The organism is Pseudoalteromonas tetraodonis (assembly GCF_002310835.1).
Taxonomy (GTDB): domain Bacteria; phylum Pseudomonadota; class Gammaproteobacteria; order Enterobacterales; family Alteromonadaceae; genus Pseudoalteromonas; species Pseudoalteromonas tetraodonis.
Map to the genome: position 1 here is coordinate 1,289,157 of NZ_CP011041.1, position 21,583 is coordinate 1,310,739.

Consider the following 21,583-nt stretch of genomic DNA (forward strand, 5'->3'; position numbering starts at 1 on the left):
GCGCCTGCTGTAACGTTACTGAGGCCGAGTGTAGCTGATTTGACAAATTGCGGGCAAAAAAAAGCCCGCAAATAATGCGGGCAAACAACAAGTTTAAGGAAGTAATCTAGGGAACTACGTTTTACTTATTGAGGTCATACCCCAAGAAGTAAAAAAGTAATACGAAATAAATCATATTACGAAGAACTGGATTCAATGAAATAGCTTTCATTTAATGCGCTAGCTCGGTATGGGAGAATAATACCGAAGCGGCAGAATTTGTTCAAACTAGAAAATTTATATTTTCAGATTAAAAAAACTAATAGCAGGGGTTTTCTGTTTTTACTTAATGTTGCATGTTAATTAACCATTAATTCTATAAGTTAATGAAATGCTTTGTTTATGTATATTAACATATAAACGTTCGGTATTAGTTTTACTATTACGTTAAGGTAAGTGTGTAGTGTTTATGAGTGCTTATGCATTAATTTTGAATAAACAGCGTATTTTTGTGACTCTTTAGTGAAATTAAGCGGGCTTACAGATAGCTTTATTGTTATTTATTTATACAGTAAAACAAGAGTTAAGTAGTAAAACTATTTTTTTAACGTTTTTTGTTGGCTATTCACAGCAATATCGTTGTCAGCAGTAAATACACTAGATACACTAGCTGAACTTTAATGGTGGCTAATGTGTTACAAAGTTACCTTACTCAAATAAATCAATTTGATGTTTTTAATTATTTAGGAGTTTAACGTGGGATCAGGGCTTAATTTTTTAGATCTAATTCTAGAAGCCAGTTTGCTTGTGCAATTAGTAATGCTAGCGTTGGTTGCTATGTCGGTTATGTCGTGGGCTATTATTTTTCAACGTAAAAAAGCCATCTCTGACGCCTTAGCAAATGCCAAAAAATTTGAGCAACGTTTTTGGTCTGGTGTTGACTTAAGTAAGCTATATAACGAAATTTCATCACGCGGTGGTCAATCAACGGGTATTGAAGCGTTATTCACCTCAGGTTTTAAAGAGTTTGCACGCCACAAAAAAAATACCTTTCAAAGTGCAGGCATTGTTATGGAAGGCACGCACCGTTCAATGCGGGTTGCGCTTTCTCGTGAAATAGAAAAACTAGAATCAAGCTTATCGTTTTTAGCAACCGTTGGGTCAATTAGCCCTTACATAGGTTTGTTTGGTACAGTATGGGGTATTATGAATGCCTTTATTGCCTTAGGTGAAGTAAAACAAGCAACCTTACAAATGGTTGCACCAGGTATAGCAGAAGCTTTGATTGCAACAGCGATGGGTTTATTTGCGGCTATTCCTGCCGTTATTGCCTATAACCGATTTGCTAATAAAGTTGAAAAGTTAGAATCTCATTACATTAACTTTATGGAAGAATTTGCCAATATTTTACACCGTCAAGCAGCTACCCAAATAGAGGCTCAAGCGAATGTACCAGCGTAAAAAGCGTCGCCCAGTCGCAGAAATTAATGTAGTACCATACATTGATGTAATGTTGGTGTTGCTTATTATATTTATGGCCACTGCGCCATTGATAACCCATGGCGTAAAAGTAGACCTACCAAAAATGGAAGAGTCAGACTTGGTTGATACCAAAGATACGCCGCCCATTATTGCCTCTATTGATTCGCAAGGTAAGTATTATGTAAGCATAGGTACTGATCCGGAAGAGCCAATGGAAGCATTAGATGTAGCCGCTGTAATTAAACTACAACTAATGAAAAACCCTGATACTCCAGTAATGATTAAAGGCTCAGGCAAAGTGTCGTATCAAGAAGTGTTACTGCTTATGGATTTTTTGAAGAATGCAGGTGTACCATCGGTAGGCTTAATGACCGAATCCTTTGAGGGGACCAAGTAGTCATATGAATACGTCGTTAATCAAATCAGTAATACTGCATTTAGCATTAGGGGGATTTTTGTATGCATCAGCAAACATTCATCCACCTAAACCTAAAGTAATGGAAGTGACGCTTAATGCCGCCATTCCTGAGCCAGAAAATGCGGTGTCTGCTGTGACCGTGGATCAACAGCAGGTTGAGCAAAAAATTGCTGAGTTACGCAAAAAAGAAGAAGATAAAAGGCGCGCTGAAGATAAACGCATTCGTGATTTAGAACGCCGCGCAGCAGACGCACGTAAGCAAAGTGAATCTGAAGCAAGACGCATTAAAAAGCTAGAGCAGCAGCGCAAAGCTAAAGAGAAAGAAAGAGCTGAAGCCGAAGCTCAAGCTAAAAAAGCCCGCGAAATAGAACAACGTGAGCGAGCAAAGGCCAAACAAGCGCAAAAGCAAAAGCAAGAGGCTGAAGATGCTGCTAAAGCGGCTGCCGACAAACGCAAAGCCGAAGAAGCCGCGCTTAAAAAAGCGGAAGAAGAGCGTAAAAAACGTGCTGAAGAAGCCGAGCGTAAACGTCAGCAAGCATTGCAAGAACAAATACTGCAAGAGCAACTTGCCAAAGAGCAGGCTGCTCGTAATAAAATACGTCAACAGCAAGTAGTGAGTGAAGTTGATAAATACCGTGCATTAATTATGGCGCGTATTCAGCAAAACTTATTAATTGATGAAAAAATGAAAAACCAGCAATGCCGCATTAATCTCCGTCTTGGGTTTAATGGCTTGGTTACGCAGGTTAAGTCGTTAGGCGGTGATAAGTTAGTGTGTGAAGCTGCTTTAAGAGCGGTTCGCATGGCTGACACATTACCGGTATCGAAAGATAAAGACGTATTCGAACAATTAAAGAATATTAATATAACCATCGCGCCAGAGTTTTAAGGGATGACATGTTTAACAAAATTAAAATAGCCTGTTTAGTTTTAATATTAGGGTTTCAGGGCGTTGCACACGCGGCACTTGAAATTGTTATTACTGAAGGAATAGACGGTGCAAGACCGATTGCGATTGTGCCTTTTAAATACCAAGGTATTGGCCCTATTCCAGAGCAGCTTAGCGATGTTATTGCTGCTGATCTAATGCGCAGTGGTAAATTTAAGCCAGTTAGCGTTTCACAAATGCCTCAACAACCACATAAAGACGGCGATATTGATTACGGCGCTTGGGTTAATAAAGGCGTTGAAGCGGTTTTAGTGGGTGAAGTAGAACAGCAAACCAACGGACGTTACTTAGTACGTTATGAGCTTGTTGATGTTATTCGCGGCCAAATTACTGGCGGTGAAACACAAATGATGAGCAACGGTAAGCTTGTTCAAAGCCAAGACCATATTTTAGAAGCACGTCAAAGCGTAATTGGTGAAACTGGATTTCGTCGATACTCGCACCGCATTAGTGATGTTATTTATGAAAAGCTAACTGGCGAAAAAGGCGCGTTTTTAACAAAAATAGCCTATGTTATTGTACGTGATACCGAAGAAAAGCCTTATCAGTTAGTGGTTGCTGATTACGATGGTTTTAATGAACAAGTATTATTGCGTTCAAAAGAGCCATTAATGTCACCGGTTTGGTCACCTGACGGTACTAAGTTAGCGTATGTAACCTTTGAAAATCGCCAGAGCCAAATTTACATTCAAGACATTTATACGGGTAAACGCGAATTGATCACCAGCTACAAGGGAATTAACGGCGCGCCGCAGTTCTCGCCAGATGGTAAAAAGTTACTGCTAGTGCTGTCAAAAGATAAAACTGGTGCAACTGAGGTTTACTTATTAGACTTACTAACACGTAAAGAGACGCGATTAACACGCCATCGTAGTATAGATACCGAACCTTCGTGGTACCCAAATGGTGAAGATATAGTATTTACGTCGGAAAGGGGTGGTAATGCTCAGATTTATAAGTTAAATTTAAAAACTGGCAGAACGCAAAGATTAACCTTTGACGGTGACATGAACCTAGCGGGTTCTATTTCGCCAGACGGAAAAGAATTAGTGATGGTAAACCGTACTAACGGACAGTATCATCTTGCTAAGAAAGAGTTGGCTACAGGTGCGTTTCAAGTTTTAACACGAACTCGCCTTGACGAATCACCGAGCATAGCGCCGAATGGCTCGATGATTATATACAGCACGCTCCACAATAATAAACAGGTACTTGCGCTAGTATCGATGGACGGCCGTTTTAAAGCACGTTTACCTGTGCTTGATGGACAAGTAAAGGCACCGGCTTGGTCGCCATATTTACAGTAATAATTGCTGGTTTACTCAAAATAGGAATCTACTCAATGCAACTTAACAAAATACTTAAAGGCCTGCTAATTGCTGTGCCAGTAATGACACTAGCAGCTTGTAGCTCATCTTCAGATATCGACGAAAATGCAGCTAACCAGTCAAACCAAGCAACTGTTGAGCAAACAACAACGGATACAGTTGAAGTAGCCACAATGACGCCAGAGCAACAAGCAGAAGAGCAACTTCGTCAAAAGTACGAAGCGCTTCGTCAAGAGCAAATTATCTACTTTGACTTTGATAAAGCGACAGTTGAAAGCAAATATGCAGACTTACTTCGTGCACACGCTGAGTTTTTAGTTAAAAATCCTTCTGTTAAAGTATTAATTGAAGGCCACGCAGATGAGCGCGGTACGCCAGAGTACAACATTGCACTTGGTGAGCACCGTGGACAAGCAGTTGAAAAATACCTACAAAGCTTAGGTGTTTCTGCAAGCCAAATGTCAGTAGTTAGCTACGGCGAAGAAAAGCCAATGGTTAAGACTCGCACAGAAGCAGCTTTCGCTAAAAACCGCCGTGCGGTACTAGTTTACTAAGATAAGAGATATTATGAAGCCGAAAATTATTTTGGCAGCCATGATATTGAGCGGGAGCACCCAGTTAATGGCTGCTCCCGCTCCTGTTTCAGAAGCTGCAAGTTCACAGTCAAGCATTGAAAAGCGTTTAGCAACACTTGAAAGTATGATGCAACAGCGTAATTTTTTACAAGTAGAGTTACAGCAACAGCTCAATTTACTGCAAGATGAAGTTAGTCAAATACGCGGAGTAACTGAAGAGCAAAGCTATAAGCTTGAAAAAGTACTCCAGCGTCAACGCGAGCTTTATCAAGAAATTGAGAACCGTGTTAGCCAAGCTTATGCAAAGCCGACGGCTCCAGCGCCTACAACAGACTACACACAGCCTAGTAATGAGCAGAGCTACAGCAGTGATTTATCTGAAAACGAAGCGTACGAACGTGCTGTTGCGCTTATAATGAAAGATAAACGCTACGACCAAGCTATTCCAGAATTTCAAGCGTTCTTAACAACGTATCCAAATTCAGTGTACACCTCAAACGCACATTATTGGCTGGGACAACTATTAACGATTAAAAATGACGGTGTAAAAGCAGCCGAGCACTTTAAAGTAGTTGTTAACGAATTTCCAAATTCAAATAAACGCCCAGATGCGATGTTAAAGCTTGGTACACTTTTACAAGAGCAAGGTTTGAAGGCAGAAGCACAAAAAATACTGAATGAGCTTATCAATCAGTACCCAAGTACAACTGCTGCTAAATTAGCCACAGATCGTTTATCAAAATAAATGTTGATGCTTGATTAGACTGCTTTTTGTCATAAGCGGTCTAAAATTGCTCAACTAGACATAAAAACTTAAAAAAAGAGACAATTTCGGTTGCACTCATTTTATAAATAAGTATTATAAGCGCCCGCAGCAAACGAATGGTAACCCCACTCGAAATGCGACAAAAAGAGCGGGTCATTAGCTCAGTTGGTAGAGCAGTGGACTTTTAATCCATTGGTCGATGGTTCAAGTCCATCATGACCCACCATTCTTTATTGTTAATAAAGTTTGGTCTTAATCGGCGGATTTACGCAATGTGTTAACAAACACAATGAGCGGGTCATTAGCTCAGTTGGTAGAGCAGTGGACTTTTAATCCATTGGTCGATGGTTCAAGTCCATCATGACCCACCATTCTCTATTGAATGGTTATAATCGGCGGATTTACGCGTACTTACTTTTTATAAGTAAACCAGAGCGGGTCATTAGCTCAGTTGGTAGAGCAGTGGACTTTTAATCCATTGGTCGATGGTTCAAGTCCATCATGACCCACCATTCTTTTTATATTAGAATGGTCTAATCGGCGGATTTACGCGTACTTACTTTTTATAAGTAAACCAGAGCGGGTCATTAGCTCAGTTGGTAGAGCAGTGGACTTTTAATCCATTGGTCGATGGTTCAAGTCCATCATGACCCACCATTCTTTTTTATATTTAGAATGGTCTAATCGGCGGATTTACGCGCACTTACTTTTTATAAGTAAACCAGAGCGGGTCATTAGCTCAGTTGGTAGAGCAGTGGACTTTTAATCCATTGGTCGATGGTTCAAGTCCATCATGACCCACCATTCTTTTTTATATTTAGAATGGTCTAATCGGCGGATTTACTCGCACTTACTTTTTATAAGTAAACCAGAGCGGGTCATTAGCTCAGTTGGTAGAGCAGTGGACTTTTAATCCATTGGTCGATGGTTCAAGTCCATCATGACCCACCATTCTTTACTGAATGGTTATAATCGGCGGATTTACGCAGCCTTACTTTTTATAAGTAAACCAGAGCGGGTCATTAGCTCAGTTGGTAGAGCAGTGGACTTTTAATCCATTGGTCGATGGTTCAAGTCCATCATGACCCACCACTTCTGGTACACTTTCTTCGACATGAAATATTTCCTACTATCTCCCTAATTTTTATTTATAAACTGCCTTGTTAGATTGCTATTATTTAGTGTTCGTTTCTCGTATAATTTGCACTATTAATTACACTGTAAATAAAGTGGTCGAGAACAATGAGTTTAGCTCAAACTATTATGCCAGAAGGCTATATCTTTCCTCCTAAGCCAGCTCCGTTAACACAAGACGAAAAAGGCGAATATAAAGCGCGAATAAAGCAGTTACTGCAAGAAAAAAACGCGGTACTTGTTGCTCATTATTACACTGATCCTGAAATTCAGGCACTCGCTGAAGAAACAGGCGGTTGTGTAGCCGATTCACTAGAAATGGCACGCTTTGGCGCTAGACACGAAGCCGACATGATCATTGTCGCGGGCGTACGTTTTATGGGTGAAACCGCTAAAATTTTAACCCCCAATAAAACTGTGGTTATGCCAACACTTGAAGCGACTTGTTCATTAGATATTGGTTGCCCTGTGGATGAGTTTTCAGCATTTTGTGATCAACACCCAGATCGTAAAGTGGTGGTATACGCTAACACCTCTACCGCGGTTAAAGCGCGTGCTGATTGGATAGTTACCTCATCGTGTGCACTTGAAATAGTAGAGCACTTAGATGAGCAAGGCGAAAAAATTATTTGGGGCCCAGATAAGCATTTAGGCAGCTATATTCAAAAGAATACCGGTGCTGATATGATCATGTGGAACGGCGCATGTATCGTACATGACGAATTTAAAACCAAAGCCTTAAAAGACATGAAGGCATTGCACCCAGATGCGGGCGTACTTGTGCATCCAGAATCACCGGCTGAAATTGTTGAACTCGCTGATGCAGTTGGCTCTACTAGCCAGCTAATTAAAGCCGCTCAAACAATGAGCAATAAAAAGTTTATTATAGCCACCGATCGCGGTATTTTTTATAAAATGCAGCAACTATGCCCAGAGAAAGAGTTTTTCGAAGCTCCAACGGCCGGTAGCGGCGCTACGTGTAAAACTTGCGCTCACTGCCCATGGATGGCAATGAATGGCTTACAAGCGATTGAGGAAGCACTGATTGATGCCAGCGGTAAAGAAGTGTTTGTTGACATGGATTTGCGCGAAGGCGCACTTAAATCATTAAATCGCATGCTTGATTTTACAGCCAATATGGCAAAATAATAGATGGCAATATAATGCATTAGATAAAGGCGATACTCAGGTATCGCCTTTTTTATTTGCTTATAGGTGGTTAGTTTGATTATTGAGCAGTTAAAAGCGTGATGTTAAAAAGGCCTTGCACCAAGCAAGTGTATTTCATACTATAGCGCGCTGTTGCAATGCAACATTGTGGAGAGATGGCTGAGTGGCTGAAGGCGCACGCCTGGAAAGTGTGTTTAGGTTAATCCCTAACGAGGGTTCGAATCCCTCTCTCTCCACCATTATTCTATATTAGGACGTCTCAGGACGTCCTTTTTTGTGCCTGTAATAAAGTTAAATCAATAGCTTAGCGTCTCATCACGTCCCATCTTGTTTCACCCAAGCTCAAAGCTTTAGTATCCAATATGGTATTCCTCTAATAAACTGCCATAATAAGGAATACTAAATTAAATTGGAGTTAATTTGTTATGGCCAGATCTACAAAGCAACTTACTGACACAGCACTAAAAAAAGCAAAAACTGAAGGTAAAGATATAATTTTATCCGATGGTAACGGCCTACAAGTAAAAGTTAGAAAGAGTGGCTCTAAGCTCTGGAACTTCAACTACTACCATCCAATTACAAAAAAGCGTGTCAACATGGGATTAGGTAAATATCCCGATATATCTATCGTCAATGCACGAAAATTAGTCCAAGAAGCCAGAGAGTTGGTTGCTTTAGGCACTGATCCAAAAGAATACAGAGATACAGACCTTGCCCACAAACGAGCACAAGAAGAGTTAACACTCAATAAAGTAGCATTAGAGTGGTTTGAGGTTAAAAAGCCTGATTTTACGCAAGCTCATGGCGAAGATATTTGGCGCTCGTTAAATAACCATATACTGCCGGTTATTGGTAAATATCCAATTGGCAAAATTAACGCACCACAAGTCATAAAAATTTTAAGGCCCATAGAGGCTAAAGGTACTTTAGAAACAGTTAAGCGTTTGAGCCAAAGATTAAACCAAGTGATGACCTACGCAGTTAATAGTGGTTATATTCAAGCTAATCCGCTTGCTGGAATAAAAGAAACATTTAAAAAGCCACAAAAGCAAAACATGCCTTCGTTAAAACCAGAAGAGCTGCCTGAATTGATACAAACGCTTGCAACGGCATCAATTAAACGTGTAACTCGTTTTTTGATTGAATGGCAGTTGCATACCCTTACCCGCCCTGGTGAAGCTGCCGGTACGCGTTGGGATGAAATTGACTTTGAAAACAAGCTTTGGATTATCCCAGCTGAACGTATGAAAAAGCGCAGAGAGCATGTCATACCGTTATCACAACAAGCTATAGAGTTATTAGAAGTTATAAAACCAATTTCAGGGCATAGAGACTTTGTTTTTCCATCAGACAGAAACCCGAGAACTCATATCAACAATGAAACAGCTAATATGGCTCTAAAACGCATGGGTTTTGAGGGCCGTTTAGTAAGCCATGGCTTACGTTCGCTTGGAAGTACAACATTAAACGAGCATGAGTTTAATCCCGATATAATAGAAGCCGCACTGGCACATGTAGATAAAAACCAGGTTCGTTCTGCTTATAATAGAGCTGAATATATAGAAAAACGTAGAGAGCTAATGAACTGGTGGAGTGAGTATATAGAGAACGCATCACTTGGCTCATTATCTATGTCAGGTACAAAAAATCTAGCGAAGTTAGGTTAATAGCCATAACTCATTTAGCTAAACAACAATTGTGTCTCGAAATTTGAATCTAGGAATGATTTTAGTTGGCCCATGGTTTGTAATTTATTGCTAGACATAATTTTTTTCGCGACATAGACTGAACTTAGAAAAAGGATTTTACAAGGATGTTCATTGATGAACACTTTATTTATACCCCCTAAAAATGTAATAACAGCAGAGCAACCCGCTCGTTTCAAAAGTGTATTAGTCTACAAATCAATATTTTCAGTGTTTTGCCCTGATTCATAATTATTAATTAATTTTAATGATGGGCTTATCCATGCCTGAAAACATCATAATTATAAAGGAATAATTCGATGTTTATACAAAACCTCAACAAAGCTCAACAAGAAGTGCTTCTCAAGTTAGCCAACGACCTAATGATCTCTGATGGTGTTATAGATCAAAGCGAAGAAGAATTGATTAGCTTTATTAAATCTCAGTGTACCGAAGGTGTATCTGAATTAGAAATCTTCAATCTAAGCGAAATCAAAGATATCTTTGACAGTAAAAAAGCCAAAGTCTCGATGTTACTTGAGCTTATTGGATTAGCTCACGCTGATGGGGATTACGGTAAAGAAGAAATGGTTTTTATCAATGAAATAGCTTCAGTACTAAACATAAATGAAGCTAATTTAAATGAGTTGGAAAATTGGGTTAGACGTCAACTCGATTTAGTGAACGACTCAGTTATGTTCATGGAGGAATAACTATGCCATTACCTTTATTTTTAGCGGGTGCAGCTATTGTAGCTGGTGGTTACGGAGTTAAAAAAGGGCTAGATGCGAAGTCTGACTATGATGAAGCTGATAGCATTAATAAGAGAGCTAGAAATATATTTGATGATGCAGAAAGTTCTTTAAATTCAAAACGTGAACAAGCAAATAGTTCAATGCTGGCTTTAGGAAGGACAAAATTCGATATATATGAGAATTCACTATTAAGTTTCGTGAAGAGCTTTAGTCAAATTAAAAATATTAATTTTAATGAGAGTGATATAAAAGGTTTAGAGTCTTTACCTGCTGTGGATAAAGCTGATTTAGAAAACTTAACTAATTCCGTATTATCAACTCATGATGTTTTATCAGGTGGGGTTACAGCTCTTGGTACTGGTGGGTTAGCTGGCTTAGCTGCATATGGAGGAGTTGGTTTTTTAGGCACTGCATCAACAGGTACTGCAATAGGGTCTCTAACTGGTGTAGCAGCTACTAACGCTACTTTAGCTTGGTTAGGCGGTGGCTCGATTGCTGCAGGTGGCTACGGTATGGCAGGTGGTGCTGTTGTATTAGGTGGGTTAGTTGCTGGTCCAGTATTAGCTGTTGGTGGAATGATGCTCGCATCTAAAGCTGAAAGCGCAAAAATAGATGCATATTCAAATCGTGATAAAGCGAGATTAGCTGCTGAGCAAATGAAAACTGCTGAAGTCGTAACTGATGATATTCACCGTCGTTTTGAAGAAATTAATGATGTACTTCTTCGATTAAATACTTTCTTTAATTCTATGCTAAAAGAGTTTTGTGGCCTAGTTGCACGCAATATTGATTATTCAAGCTATACAGAAAATGAAAAAAAGCTAGTGTTTAAGGTAGCTGCTACAGCTAAGAGTATGAAGAACTTACTAGAAGTTGTAATAATTAATGAAGATGGCAGTTTAACAAGTCAGTCAAACAATATTGCAAGCTTTGGAACGGCTATTATTGAAGGAGAACACCCTGAGCTAGCAAGTTTAGAACCAAACATTGAAGACCTTGATGTAAAGAAAGAGCCAGAGCCTAAAAAGGACTTAGAGCATTTCATTCGTGAGGTAAGTAGTCATATTGATGATCAAAAGTGGGTATATGCTTTATCACACGGTAAAAAGCTTAGAGATAAAACCGCATCAGCTGTAAAATCGTATGCACATGAAGACTATGAAGTTGATAGTGACTATAAGAGTGAGCCTTATGGTTTATTAGTGCTTATTGATACAACTCTTTTTGGTAGTGCCAAAGATGGTTTTTTCATAACTGACACGCATATTTATGGCAAGCCTTCTTACAATGATCGATTTAGCATTGATATTAAGAAAATTAAATCAATCAGGGTTGATGATGATGATAGGGAGCTGAGTATAAATGGTGACTATTATGGCTACACACACACTGAAATTACTCCAGCGATGAAGTTAATTGTGAACGCAATTAAAAAATATTTAGAGCAATTTAAGTAACCTGTTATTCGAGGGGGATACTGACCACCTCGAATCTTTTAAATATATTATCGAGCAATAAGCAGCTTATGGAAAATACAAACTCTTCAGCGTCTATTTTGGGTGGGATCTATTCTCAACATTTAACGCAAGATATAACTGAGCGAACATATCGGATATTCGGTGATGCAGACCAGCTATCTCAGTTTGCATCCAAATGGCAAAATGTAGTTGCTGATAAGTCTCAAGGTCATATGTTTGAGCAGTTAGAGACTATAAAATTTAACTTTGATGCCCTAAAAAAAGATAGCGACCTATATGCCAAAACTACTGCAAGTATGGGTTTACCTACAGATCCAGTTGACATTATAATTTCAAACGGTAAAAAAACGATACGAGAGATACAGGCAAAGTCCTGTAACAGCGCGGCGAGAAGTGCGTTTGCTTTATCTCAAGAAAAGTATGATGAAATGTTCCGCTTGGCTCCAAGTGATCAACACAGCAAAATAGAAGAGTTACTAAAGCAAAGAATACAAAAAGGCACGCTCAAAGCCGAAGATTATGAACAGACACTCCGCAATCTAAAAAAGTCATTACAGCATGACGGTATTGCTTCAGAGGGAACAACCTACCAGGAAGCACTGGATGCAACAAATCAAGACCAAGCTGATAAAATAGCTAACAATTATAAGTTTAAATCTGCTGTTACTGATATGCATAAATCAGGTATGAAGGCTGGAGTTGTAGGGGCTAGTATAACTGGAGGGATATCTATTTTAACTGGAGGCTACTCAGTAATAAAAGGTGAGAAAGATATTGCAGAAGCCTCTCTGAATACAGTAATTAACAGTGCAAAGGGTTTTGCAACCGGTTATACCGTTACGGCGATCAGTAAAGGTATCACGCATTCTTCCTCTCATTTCTTAGGCGAGCAATTAGCTAAAAGTATCACGAGATCATCTGCGCCTGTTGCAATCGCTGTTGGAGTAGTTAATACAAGTAAGCACATAGTATCTTATTTAAAAGGTGATATAGAACTAGAAGAGTTAACCGATAATATAAGTCATATAGCTATAACGAGTACTTCATCTTTTTATTATGGTGCTTTGGGGCAGTTAGCGATTCCAATTCCTGTAGTTGGCGCCTTAGTAGGGGCGGGGGTTGGTTATTTTATCGGGAATATGATCCATCAATCTGGTTTAGTTGCTTTAGGTGATAGTGCAGTCGTTAAAGCATCGAAAGAGCGCAGAGACCAAATACGCACTATTTGTTTAGAAGCCATTCCACAAATTCAAAAAAATAGGGCTGAGCTTCAAAGCTTACTTGATAAACACTTTGCAGAAAGAGAACATATATTTGACTCGACATTTTTAGCTATGGATTTGGCGGTAAGTAATACAGAACCAGATCAGTATATAGATGCTTTAAATTCTTTAAATGAAAGGTTTGACTGTGAGTTACCATTTCAAAACTTTGCCGAGTTTGATCAATTAATGCAAGCAGATCAGAGTTTTGATTTTTGATGGATTTCCCATGTACCAAATGCGGTAAATGCTGCTCAAACGTAAATTTATCACCTATTACCAGTTACCTGGATAGAGGCGATGGTACTTGTGAGCATTTTGATGATAACACCAAACACTGTAAAATTTACGACAATAGACCTGAAATTTGTCGAATAGAATTGCAGTTTAATAAATATTACAAAGAAAGATTTAGTTGGAACGAATTTATAGCAATCAACTTGGAGGTATGTGAAAAGCTATCTGAAAAGTAAATAAAATAGGGAAATTTACATGGTTTTAAAGGTGTATTATGGCATATCTATAAATAGTTTGAGCTTGAAAATGGCACTATTGAATTGTTTTCGAACGACGAGTTTGTTACCCCAAGTAAGCCTTACTTGATTGAGGAGGCTAAAAAGTTGCATTTATCAATTTAAATGTTAATGGAAATCCACTTAAGATGCGGCAGCTGTGATCTTTGTTGATTAAAGGGCTAAGTGATGAAAGTAGTTGTTTTATATCTTAATCATAAATTAAGATCACTTTATTTATCAAACTGCAAGTATGGAATGTGTCAGTTTTAAGTTGTCCAGAATGTGGTTGGCTTTTTGAGAGAAGTTCTCAACAGAAAAGCCATAATAAAAGATGTATTACAAGGGTGAACCGGATCTGAGTTAACAAACACAGATCCGGTTTATTATTTATACGCACTTAAAGTGGATGTATCTATATGAGGATGAAACTGCTTGTGATACAAAACCATTATAAGTTTCTGTTGTCAAAATCGTAGGTGATGTTTCAGAACTATTCTCAACTAATATCTCGTATTTACCATCGCACATGTTAAACATTTTTTGTAAGCATCTTCACGACGAGCTTCTTTTACAAAAGATGCGCCTTCATTTAAATAACGCATTATTCCAATATTATCATCATTTTGTTTTTCATTCTGTGGGGCGTACTTACTAGTTTTAGTAACATCCCCTGGATGCCTTAACACATCAGCTGAGGTGCAACCTACTAGAATAGACACACATGTAATTGACAAGAAAGCTTTTTTCATCATGTTCTCCTTTTAATGATTGCAAAAAATATAATAGATTATCAGTACTAATTTACGGTTAAAGACTGATCATATGGCTATGATTTTTAAGGAAAAAGGAATTATACCAGTCTCCTGTACTTTGGCAATCGAGTAAAACGTGGGAAGTCCATTTTCCTCTGGAGGCTTATCAAGTTTTGGAAAAAAGAAGTGGAATTGTATATTATAAAGCTTTAAAGCTTCTGTAACTTATAGCTTTTTAGTAATAGCATTGATTTTTTAGAAGGGATGGAACTTTATGGCAAAAAAGCAAAAATCAATTGAGGAAAAGGTTATGAAAGTACTAAAAGCTAACCCTCATTTTAGCTATCAAGAGGCTTGTAGGTTTGTTCTAATTGAAAGAGAAAATAATATAAAAAAATTTAAAAAACAGAATACTAAAAAACTATTAACTAACAAAGTTAGCAATACCAAAAAGAAGAAAAAACCACAAAAACGAAAAGCAAGTATATGGACAGTTTCTGGTGGTGCAGTATCGCCAAAGTAACTTTTAGCCAAATATTAATTTAAAATTATAAAGATTTACAAGAGCATGAAATTGATTGGGAGATCAAGTGTCAAATAATAAAGATGCCATGAAGGCAAAGTTTGAAGAAATTAAATCATCAATGTGGTTAAAAAAAGAAAATGTCAGAATCATTACTGATGAAAATCGTAATGCAGAGCCTGAGCAAGAATTGGCTTTTGTTCTTACTTTTAGTGAGGCCTTGGAGTTATATAAAAAACTTAAAAAAGAACATTACGCAGTTTCAATAAGCCATACTGAAAAGTTTAGAAACATACCTGCAGGCTGGAATTTAACAACGTGTGCTTCTTATTATATGGGAAAAAGGACTTTGAAAGAGGTGGAAAATGATAACATTAATGTATTTATCGCGGCTGGAATTAGTGAAGAGGAAGCTATAGAGCTCGTTAGTTGTGAGAATGTATAACGCTTTTTACAAAAAGCTTCAATGTTAGAAATAGCTTGAGGCCCCTTCAATAAATAATATTACAACAAAGACAAGGAGCTAGTTTTATGAATAAAGCTGAAGTGCACCGCAAAAAAGTTCAAGAAATCCTCGACGGCAATACTTTACATGGTCACCAAGTGAGTGCTGCCACAAAAACATTTAATGCATTCTCTAATGATGTGAGAGCTGTAGTAACAGCAGCTGAAATGCAAGCTGGTAAATCTGGAATAGCGTTAGCTTTGTGTTGTTTGCAGCGTTTAAGCCTTGATGATGAAACAATTTGCCAAAAGCGCTCACTTAAAGACACATTATACTTAGTTACAATGCCAGATACGGCTTTGAGAGATCAAGCAGAAGATGATTTAAGACTTGCAAAGAATGTGGTTGTTAGTAACTTTGTTAATTTCGAAAAAGCCTTAGAAACAGATTTTAAAGGTAACCCTCCTAAATTAATCATCATCGACGAATGCCATTATGGTTCTAATGTTACCGGTATCCGATATAGCTCTGTGTTTGACTATCTAGAACAAGAAAATGACTCTTGCAAAGTAGTGTTTATCTCTGCGACACCTTTTGGCGCTCTATATGGTGCAGAAACAGAGTACGAAGAAGCGCTAGAGGCTAGTTCTGAAGCTGAGGAAGAGCATAACGACAAGCTGTTAAAAGAATCAACTCAAGCGGCGAGTCAAGCGCTTAAAGACTCTATTTTACGTCGTGATTTTGGTACTCGGTTGGTTTTTCATAAAACGAGTGATGAATACTACGGCGTACGGGAGATGCTAAAAAACAATCGCTTACACAATTTAAATGACGAAGAAAGGAACTTCCTGGTTGACTCTGTACACCGCAAAAACTTTATGCAGCAATTCAATACTCATGAAGGCATGGGCTGGTCATTAGTTAGAGTTCCAGCAGGGACAGCAATGGATGCAAAGCAGTTCTTCATATCTGAAGGTGTTGATGAGGAAAATATTTATATACTAGGAAATTCACTTTCTGGAGTGCCAGAAGATGAGCTATCTACTATTGATAGGTTTAAAAAAGCATTTGAAGACAGTGAATTGTTTGGAGAAAAGTTAGTCGCGATTACAGTTGCAGGTTGCCGAGCAGGAATAAACTTCGGCAATTTAATGAAGAATAACCTTATTTCTACTTGGGATAGCACAGTTGCAAGTGTTGCTGCTGTTGTACAGGCTAATGTAGGTCGTGCGTGTGGGTATCACGGTAATAATACTTCAATGCACTTTACAAATGGGAATGCAGCTGAAGCCTATGGCGCTATATTGGATTACCTAGAACGCACATGCTCCGATCATGCTGCGTCTGATTTTGATGGCTTAAGAGAGTTTTTTGAAGACGTATGCCAAGAGTACCAAGTAAATGGTTTGGATGTAGGTTTAACAATAAAATATAAAAGGCGTAGGCCCATAGGTGATGTTGAAACATTCGAAACAGATCACTATGTAGCAGTACCAGCAAGGCTCCTGGACCAAGACTACGACTTTTCCCAGCATACCCAAGATAAGCTTCTTTTAAGTGCTATAACGGTCTTACGGGAAGAGTTTATTAAAAATGGAGCGCCGTCGGTAAAAGGTAGCAGAGCCATGCGAGGTAAAAAGAAAAACTGGATAAAAGCCCAGTGGGTTAATGGTGATAGCTATGATAATCCAGAAAAAGCTGGTGTAGACGGCCCTCAAAAAGATAGAACAATAATGCTTACCAGCATGTTAGATAATGATGAATATGTTGAGTTTAATAGAGTCGTAGCCCCAGGCTCTGGGGAATTAACTGAGAATAAGTCAGTTACAGCAACGGTGTTTAGCGTTTACAACATATCAAGACGTAAAGTGTCTAAAACAATAATGACGGAAAAAGATGTATGGGACATGTGTGATTATTTTGATATCCCTCATGACGATACTCTATTTGTATTATACAAGCGTGGTGAGTACGACTTTGATAGAACGTTAGCAAAAAAATCCCACAATGAGTTACCTGAAAAGTCAGGTACATTGAGTGACGAATCACAGTTTTCGGTTAAATGAGTCTATGAATCAAGCAGAAAAGCACAGAGAGTATCTAGAGAAAATAGTATCTAGTGATACTTTCGAACATCAACAGCATGCTGCACAAAGAGCATTTAGCCATTTTGAAGAAGGTAGTCGTGCTGTTGTAATAACTGCTGAAATGCAATCAGGGAAGTCTGGTATTGCATTAGCATTAGCTGCTTTACAAAGACTTAGTCTATCAGATACAGATATTTGTGATCGCTCAAAATTAAAAGATACACTTTATTTAGTCACCATGGCTGATTTGTCGCTACAAGAGCAGGCCAAGCAAGATCTTACCAAATGTAATAATGTTGTTGTGAGTAACTTTACTAATATGAGTCTCGCACTCTCAAGTAACTTTAAAGCCCAACCGCCTAAGCTCATTATCATAGATGAATGTCACTATGGTGCAGGTGCTGAGGCCGTTAGATATGCTAAAGTTTTTGAGTATCTGGAAAAAGAAAACACAAACTGTAAAGTTGCTTTTATTTCAGCCACACCTTTTAGCGCGCTTTACTCAGCAGGCGCAGAGTCTATTCTTCGTCACGACTTCAAAACCAGTCTTGTTTTTCATAAAGCAAGTGATGAGTATTTGGGCATCAGGGAGATGCACCGCAACAACCAAATAGTAAAGTTAGCAGAAGAACAGCGTAACTTTTGTGATGACTCTTTACTACGTAAGCGTTTTATAAGGCAGTTCAAAGAGCACCGCTCATCTGGCTGGTCACTAATAAGGGTGCCAAGTAGTCAGGCAAGCCTAGCAAAAAGTATCTTATTAGAGAACGGTATAGCTGAAGAGCAAATTATGGTTATTGGCCAAAAGCTGGTGGGAGTTGAGGAAAGTGACTTAGCAAGTATTGACGATTTTAAACGTGAATATGAAGCAGCAGCAATGTTTGACGATAAAGTCATTGCAATTACTGTTGCGGGCTTTAGAGCTGGCATTAATTTTGGTCAAGAAATGAAGAGTACGCTCATTAATACCTGGGATAGCACAATTGCTAATATAGCTGCAATTGTCCAGGCCAATATCGGGCGTGCTTGTGGCTATCACTGTAATGCGCAGGCCAAACACTATACTAACCTTGATGCTATTAAAGCTTACAGCGACTTACTTAATCACCTTGAATTAAATAGTGATAAAAGCGACTTCGAAGGTTTACATGCAGTTTTTGAAGATATTTGCGCTAAATATGATGTAAGAGGTTTTGATAGAGGGATTCAAATCTCACCAAATAAGGAATATACCACTTCTTCTCGGAAGAAAGATGATACTCAAACATATTTAACCCAAAGTTATTTATCGGTTCCAGGTAAGTTAACTACACCGAACTACGATTACTCAAAATACACCCAAAATCCTTTATTACTTGAGGCTATTGATCTGATCAGGGCAGAGTTATTAAAAGATGATGGCCCACACCGAAAGCAGGGTAGAGCCCTTAAAGGTGAAAATCAAAATTGGATCAAAGCGCAATGGGTAAACGGTGTTACCTATGATGATTACACTCCAAGCTGTGCAAAAAGCAGAGCAATAGAATTCACTTCATTATTAGGTCAAGACCATCCATTAGAATTCAATAAAGTAGTTAACCCCGGTGGTGGAGAGACGACAAAAGATAAACGCGTTATGGCAAGTGTGTTTAGTGTATATAACCTGTCTAAAAAAACTGATGCGTTTAAGCGTTCTATGGATGATGACGATTTGCAAGAGGTAAGTGAGCTATTGGGCGTTGAACTTGACGATACAATAATTTTATTGTTTTTACGCGGTGAATATTCTGATGATTTAACAGTAGCAAAAGAAGAGCAATCAAAATTAGTAGCGTCGAATCTTAAAGATAAATCTATATTTTGATTTTTTATAATGATCAATATTCAGATAACTATCAAACTATTTATTTTTCTAAGTAAAGCATGGGTTTAAAGGAACTAGCATGGATGAAAAAACGTTAAGCTTTATTGAGAAGGCACAGTCAGTTCATGGAGATACTTATTCTTATAATAAATCCATTTATACCGGTAGTAATATAAAATTAACTATTACTTGCAAGCACCATGGTGACTTTGAACAAACACCATCAAACCATTTCAAATATCATTGTTCTAAATGCTCAAAAGGGGCTCAAAATAAAGCTAAATTAGAGAAGGCTTCTGCAGTATACTTAGATAAGGTCATAGCTGTTCATCACGATAAATATGACTTATCAAAAGTAAACTATACAGGGGCCAAAAATAAAGTAACAGTAGCGTGTCTAGAGCATGGCTTATTTGAAATAACAGCTCAGCACTTTTTAGCTGGTAGTGGGTGTAAACAATGTGGAAATAAAAATACAAGATTAAAAACTATCGATACAGCTTCTAAATCTTTTGAATCAAAGGCTAGAAAGATCCATGGGGATATGTTTGATTATAGTAAAGTAAACTACAAGGGGACCACTACAAAGGTTACAATAACCTGCCCAGAGCATGGGGATTATATGCAAACACCTCGCAAACACCTAGAGGGTTCAGGTTGCCATAAGTGCGCAATAGATAACTCTGTTTCAAGGCTGTCTACCAGTGTATTTATAGAAAGAGCAAAAATAGTACATAAAAATAAGTACAACTATGCAAAAACTCAATTTACTAAGTCACATGAAGGTATAATTATCACCTGTGAAGAACATGGTGATTTTTCACAAAATCCACATAATCACTTAGCTGGCGCGGGTTGCAAACTCTGTGCTAATGAAAAAATAACCTACACTACAGCTGAATTCATAGACCGAGCCAATAAGAAGCATAGCTCTTACTACTCATATGAAAAAACAGAGTATGTTGCGTCAAAAGTTAAAGTATTAATTACATGTCCTACTCATGGCTTATTTTATCAGAAACCAATACTACATTTACAAGGTTATGGGTGTAATCGTTGTGCGGCTATTAAACGTGGTAAAGACAGCAGCTCATCAACCGCTGAATTTATACAATACGCAAATTTCATACATGATTTTAAATGGAATTATGACAAAACAAAATATATAAATAACCATACAAAAGTAATAATAACCTGTGATACGCATGGTGACTTTGAGCAAACACCTGGAAGCCATAAAAGTGGCAAAGGTTGCCCTAAATGCGGAATTATTAAGTCTACTGAGTCTGGAAAGGTAAAATATGAAGAGTTTTTATTAAGAGCTCAAAATGTTCATGGTGACAAGTATTTGTATGACTTAGTTAAATATTCTACATACGGTGAAAAGGTTAGTATAAAGTGCTTACTGCATGGTGTTTTTAATCAATCACCGACTTCACATATTAGAGGAGCAGGGTGCCCAACATGTGGTTTAGAGTCTTCTAGAGAAAAACAGAGAATTCCATATAACGTCATACTAAAGAAAGCAAACGAAGTCCATAACTTCAAATATAGTTATGCTGAATGTAGTGATGAAAATTCAGAACGTAAATTACTCGTCTATTGTCCGGTACATGGAAAATTTGAACAGAAAATTGATGCTCACCTTAAAGGAATCGGTTGCCCAAAATGCAGTTGCATTAAGCGTAATATGCAGACAGAAGAATTTATAGACAGAGCTAATGCAATACATAGAGGAAAATATGGCTATGAGTATGTTGACTGTAATGGCACTAAAAGAATACTAAAAATTGAATGCTATAAGCATGGTATATTTGAGCAAGTAGCTTCTCAACATTTAAAAGGCAGCGGTTGCAGAGACTGCTATGTGGATTCAACAAAACTTACCCTAGAAAATTACCTTAAAGATTGTAAAAAATTACATGGTGATAAATATGGCTATTCTAAATTAGAATATAATACTATCAGAGACAAGGTCATTATTACTTGTCATACCCATGGTGATTTCCTCCAAACAGCTCATGATCATAAACATGGCGGAGGGTGCCCCAAATGTGCTGAATATTTTAGAAATTTAGACAATAAAGACCCTGATACTCCTTGTCACATATATTATTTGCAACTAAAAACAGAGCACCTTATTTTTTATAAAGTAGGCATAACAACGAAAAGCGTAGAAGAACGTTTTTATCGTTTGAAGAAAGATAATACCAAAATTTTGGATCAACTTAGTGCCCTGACAACTCTTGATAAAGCCATTGTTGCCGAACAAACCATATTAGAAGAGTTTGAAGAACATAAACTCTTAATGTCAGATACTTTGGTGTTAAGTGGAGGTGGAACCGAGTGTTTTGCTGATGATGTATTAGGGATGCATGGCTTAGAATTAGAAGACTACATTACCTAGGCTAGGCGAGTCTTTTCGAATCAAAAAAGC

18 protein-coding genes and 8 tRNA genes are annotated in these 21,583 nt (G+C 38.0%); 25 read left to right on the plus strand and 1 reads right to left on the minus strand.

Annotation, left to right across the window (positions count from 1 at the left end):
• Positions 1-735 precede the first annotated feature (735 nt).
• The 20 genes from tolQ to PTET_RS19340 all read left to right on the plus strand — a co-directional run bounded on the left by tolQ (position 736) and on the right by PTET_RS19340 (position 13,454).
• A complete protein-coding gene (tolQ, locus tag PTET_RS06040; RefSeq protein WP_016899821.1) occupies positions 736-1,440 on the plus strand; it encodes a protein TolQ in 705 nt (234 codons plus the stop codon).
• On the plus strand, positions 1,427-1,858 hold the full coding sequence (gene tolR, locus PTET_RS06045; RefSeq protein WP_016899822.1) for a protein TolR: 432 nt from the start codon (positions 1,427-1,429) through the stop codon (positions 1,856-1,858). Before tolQ ends, tolR begins: the two co-directional genes overlap by 14 nt.
• A 4-nt stretch (positions 1,859-1,862) precedes the next feature.
• Positions 1,863-2,768 carry a cell envelope integrity protein TolA gene (tolA, locus tag PTET_RS06050; protein WP_013464639.1) on the plus strand — a complete coding sequence of 302 codons (906 nt, stop codon included), beginning with the start codon at positions 1,863-1,865 and terminating at the stop codon, positions 2,766-2,768.
• Positions 2,769-2,776: 8 nt separating this feature from the next.
• Positions 2,777-4,135 carry a Tol-Pal system beta propeller repeat protein TolB gene (gene tolB / locus PTET_RS06055; protein WP_013464640.1) on the plus strand — a complete coding sequence of 453 codons (1,359 nt, stop codon included), beginning with the start codon at positions 2,777-2,779 and terminating at the stop codon, positions 4,133-4,135.
• A gap of 35 nt (positions 4,136-4,170) precedes the next feature.
• On the plus strand, positions 4,171-4,710 hold the full coding sequence (gene pal, locus PTET_RS06060) for a peptidoglycan-associated lipoprotein Pal (RefSeq protein WP_013464641.1): 540 nt from the start codon (positions 4,171-4,173) through the stop codon (positions 4,708-4,710).
• Between the two features lie 13 nt (positions 4,711-4,723).
• Complete coding sequence (gene ybgF, locus PTET_RS06065; protein WP_016899823.1) at positions 4,724-5,476, plus strand: tol-pal system protein YbgF; 753 nt, start codon at positions 4,724-4,726, stop codon at positions 5,474-5,476.
• Positions 5,477-5,647: 171 nt separating this feature from the next.
• A tRNA-Lys gene (locus PTET_RS06070) sits at positions 5,648-5,723 on the plus strand.
• A gap of 69 nt (positions 5,724-5,792) precedes the next feature.
• Positions 5,793-5,868: transfer RNA gene (locus PTET_RS06075), tRNA-Lys, on the plus strand.
• 65 nt (positions 5,869-5,933) lie between these two features.
• Positions 5,934-6,009, plus strand: a tRNA-Lys gene (locus PTET_RS06080).
• Between the two features lie 69 nt (positions 6,010-6,078).
• A tRNA-Lys gene (locus tag PTET_RS06085) sits at positions 6,079-6,154 on the plus strand.
• Positions 6,155-6,225: 71 nt separating this feature from the next.
• A tRNA-Lys gene (locus PTET_RS06090) sits at positions 6,226-6,301 on the plus strand.
• 71 nt (positions 6,302-6,372) lie between these two features.
• Positions 6,373-6,448, plus strand: a tRNA-Lys gene (locus tag PTET_RS06095).
• Between the two features lie 65 nt (positions 6,449-6,513).
• Positions 6,514-6,589, plus strand: a tRNA-Lys gene (locus tag PTET_RS06100).
• 150 nt (positions 6,590-6,739) lie between these two features.
• Positions 6,740-7,780, plus strand: a complete 1,041-nt coding sequence (gene nadA / locus PTET_RS06105) for a quinolinate synthase NadA (RefSeq protein WP_096038320.1) — start codon at positions 6,740-6,742, stop codon at positions 7,778-7,780.
• 170 nt (positions 7,781-7,950) lie between these two features.
• Positions 7,951-8,040, plus strand: a tRNA-Ser gene (locus PTET_RS06110).
• 186 nt (positions 8,041-8,226) lie between these two features.
• The gene (locus PTET_RS06115) at positions 8,227-9,468 is read left to right on the plus strand and encodes an integrase domain-containing protein (RefSeq protein ID WP_096038321.1); all 1,242 of its coding nucleotides are present in this window, start codon (positions 8,227-8,229) and stop codon (positions 9,466-9,468) included.
• Positions 9,469-9,806: 338 nt separating this feature from the next.
• Complete coding sequence (locus tag PTET_RS06120; protein WP_096038322.1) at positions 9,807-10,199, plus strand: TerB family tellurite resistance protein; 393 nt, start codon at positions 9,807-9,809, stop codon at positions 10,197-10,199.
• 2 nt (positions 10,200-10,201) lie between these two features.
• On the plus strand, positions 10,202-11,698 hold the full coding sequence (locus PTET_RS06125) for a hypothetical protein (RefSeq protein WP_096038323.1): 1,497 nt from the start codon (positions 10,202-10,204) through the stop codon (positions 11,696-11,698).
• Between the two features lie 68 nt (positions 11,699-11,766).
• On the plus strand, positions 11,767-13,200 hold the full coding sequence (locus tag PTET_RS06130; RefSeq protein WP_096038324.1) for a hypothetical protein: 1,434 nt from the start codon (positions 11,767-11,769) through the stop codon (positions 13,198-13,200).
• Positions 13,200-13,454, plus strand: a complete 255-nt coding sequence (locus PTET_RS19340; protein ID WP_096038325.1) for a YkgJ family cysteine cluster protein — start codon at positions 13,200-13,202, stop codon at positions 13,452-13,454. The genes PTET_RS06130 and PTET_RS19340 overlap by 1 nt, the downstream gene beginning before the upstream one ends.
• Before the next feature lie 542 nt (positions 13,455-13,996).
• Here PTET_RS19340 and PTET_RS06140 read toward each other — a convergent pair.
• Entirely contained in the window at positions 13,997-14,248 is a 252-nt protein-coding gene (locus PTET_RS06140) for a hypothetical protein (RefSeq protein ID WP_147154750.1), read from the minus strand.
• A gap of 274 nt (positions 14,249-14,522) precedes the next feature.
• Between PTET_RS06140 and PTET_RS06145 the strand changes: the two genes are divergently transcribed.
• The 5 genes from PTET_RS06145 (at position 14,523) to PTET_RS06165 (ending at position 21,553) form a co-directional block, all read left to right on the plus strand.
• The gene (locus PTET_RS06145) at positions 14,523-14,771 is read left to right on the plus strand and encodes a hypothetical protein (protein ID WP_096038327.1); all 249 of its coding nucleotides are present in this window, start codon (positions 14,523-14,525) and stop codon (positions 14,769-14,771) included.
• Positions 14,772-14,838: 67 nt separating this feature from the next.
• Positions 14,839-15,216, plus strand: a complete 378-nt coding sequence (locus PTET_RS06150; protein ID WP_096038328.1) for a hypothetical protein — start codon at positions 14,839-14,841, stop codon at positions 15,214-15,216.
• A gap of 86 nt (positions 15,217-15,302) precedes the next feature.
• Positions 15,303-17,282 carry a DEAD/DEAH box helicase gene (locus tag PTET_RS06155; RefSeq protein ID WP_096038329.1) on the plus strand — a complete coding sequence of 660 codons (1,980 nt, stop codon included), beginning with the start codon at positions 15,303-15,305 and terminating at the stop codon, positions 17,280-17,282.
• A 4-nt stretch (positions 17,283-17,286) separates the two neighbouring features.
• On the plus strand, positions 17,287-19,146 hold the full coding sequence (locus tag PTET_RS06160; RefSeq protein WP_096038330.1) for a DEAD/DEAH box helicase family protein: 1,860 nt from the start codon (positions 17,287-17,289) through the stop codon (positions 19,144-19,146).
• A gap of 79 nt (positions 19,147-19,225) precedes the next feature.
• Positions 19,226-21,553 (plus strand): hypothetical protein, encoded by a 2,328-nt coding sequence (locus tag PTET_RS06165; RefSeq protein WP_096038331.1) that lies wholly within the window; start codon positions 19,226-19,228, stop codon positions 21,551-21,553.
• The last annotated feature ends 30 nt before the right edge of the window (positions 21,554-21,583 follow it).